2 protein-coding genes are annotated in these 2,208 nt (G+C 56.3%); both read left to right on the forward strand.

The features are described from left to right. The first annotated feature begins 818 nt into the window (after positions 1-818). Entirely contained in the window at positions 819-1,520 is a 702-nt protein-coding gene (locus RMO15_RS32365; RefSeq protein ID WP_309723198.1) for a hypothetical protein, read from the forward strand. Positions 1,521-1,596: 76 nt separating this feature from the next. Beyond that, on the forward strand, positions 1,597-2,118 hold the full coding sequence (locus RMO15_RS32370; RefSeq protein ID WP_309723200.1) for an RNA polymerase sigma factor: 522 nt from the start codon (positions 1,597-1,599) through the stop codon (positions 2,116-2,118). The last annotated feature ends 90 nt before the right edge of the window (positions 2,119-2,208 follow it).

Raw genomic sequence — 2,208 nt, forward strand, 5'->3', positions numbered from 1 at the left:
GCATTTTGGCTCTGTGAGATACAATTTTTTTTGGGCATCGTTTTGGTCGCGATCTGTGTTTAAGCGACCTTGTCGTATCATACCAAGGCGGTGCCTTTCATCCTGTAGAAATTACCAGTATTTTTTGTCCTGTACTGAGGAAGGCGACAGGGAAGCCGTGGTACTTCAGCGAGATTATCGAATGGGCACGACTCAAGGAATTGCCCGAGGGCCTGAAGCGGAGGTAATGCCGAACCAAACGCTGCGGCAGACCGGGGCCACGTGTTCGCTTTTCGTGAGTCATTGTCGCTCTAGCGGCCCCGGCTGCTGAGCAGTGTTATTAAATATTTCCCAGGTTTACAACAGCAATCTCAAATACGTCGCTCTCGGTGGGGAACTTGATGGTGGGTTTGTGTTGACCTGCAACATATAGCCATGCGACGGTAGCAGATTATGCGAGCGCGAACTCGCCAAGCTTGCACATGGTGGGAGAATAGAAGCTCAGGACGATCTGATCTTCAACGTTTCGTTCATTCTGCAAACCCGAGGGGACGGATAGCGTAGCGCTCCATGCAGCTCTTAGTGTTAGGCTCAGACGTTTTACAAGCTCCGCAACGGCTTCCATCCGTCGGACATGGTGGGAGTCTAGGCGCTCCAGCAGGCGAAATGGTCACCCTGCCAGAGCGCCGTGAAGCATTCTCCGGCGACTGAAGCCACACCCCGATGGGAAAGTAGTCCGGCGAGCGAGGAAGCCCGTTCTTCCAGCGTTGTGACGGTTGGAATCTTTTGGTACCGTGTGGCATAATTTGAAGAGTAAGAGGAGAAAAGGCCATGAGCTTATGAGCGCATTTCTTGACCAATTCCAGCTCGACCCTGAGTTTGATGGACATCGGCTTTGGAGTACGGACAAGCCACTCTTACGAAACGCGGTGGTCGCGGTGGCTCCATACTACCCTGAGTATCCGAAGCTGAAGAAACCTCGTGAGGCGAGCAGCGACCCGAGTTGCCCATCGGCCCGTTTGCCCAGTACGGATGTTGCGGTGGTGATGTACTCACAGAGTGGGAACAGTTATGGAAGTTTCCAGGAACGAGCGTGGGACTATATTCTTGCCCATGCTCCCACGATCGAGATAGCCCTACGCCGCAAGTTGTTCGCTTGGCACCTGAAGCGACTCGCGCAGTTCCGCGACGAAGACTTGCCACATGTGCCGGAATACCAGAAGTATTGGACAGTGATTGCACAGCAGGTTGCCGTGGAGGAACCAGCAGCAGTCGACCAGTTTTTTAAATTGGTGGGTATCGGGCTGACAGATAGTGGGCTAGACGACCACGGGTTCAGTTCCTTCGAATTCCAAACAGGCTGGGATCGCGACCACGGCTTGGGCATCGTGATGCATCGCGACAAGGTGCTGGCAGCTGGGGGAATGACGGAGCTGATCTACGGCTCGGAGGTGGCGGAAGGGGTAAAGATAGTGCAGGCCTACGACTTAGATACCGACGACTTCTCACTCCTGCACTCTCTCCAAAACCAGCTCTTGTAAAAATCCTTGTTCCGCTTTGGTGGTACTCTTCGTCCATAGGTTTAGAATGCTGGAATCAATGTCGAGAAGGAGCGGAGTGCTAGCCAAAGAGACCGTGACGCTGGAGGGGCTCTACACGCGCCACGGGGCGCAGGTGTTCCGCCACGCCTACTTCCTTCTGGGCAGCCGCGACGATGCCGAGGACATTCTGCAGGAGACCTTTCTGCGGGCACACAAAGCGCTCGGGAACTTTGCCACACGCAGTAGCCACCAGACTTGGCTCTTGCGCATCTGCACCAATCTTTGCTACGACCACCAGCGCCAGAAGCTCCGCCACCAGAGTGCGGAGAGTGCGCTCCCAATCCCATCCCTTCAGCCCGATCCAGCGGAGCTTGCCGCGCAGTCTGAGACAACCCAGCGACTGCTTCGTGTGCTGGACGGGCTCCCCCTCGCTGACCGAACGGTGCTGGTGCTACATCTCTTAGAGGGGCTGGACTACTCGCAGCTTGCACAAGTGCTGGACTGCACGCGCCCTGGAGCCAAGATGCGAACGCTACGAGCCCTGCGCCGCCTGCGGGAGCGGGTTGAGCGGACTTTTACGACGGAGGAACGATCATGAACATTCTCTGCTGGCTACAAGAGCACACTCCCCTGGAGATTGCCCACCACCAGGCGCACTGCCCCCACTGCCAGGCCCGCCGCGCCGCCA

Source organism: Armatimonas sp., from assembly GCF_031410135.1.
Classification (GTDB): Bacteria; Armatimonadota; Armatimonadia; order Armatimonadales; family Armatimonadaceae; genus Armatimonas.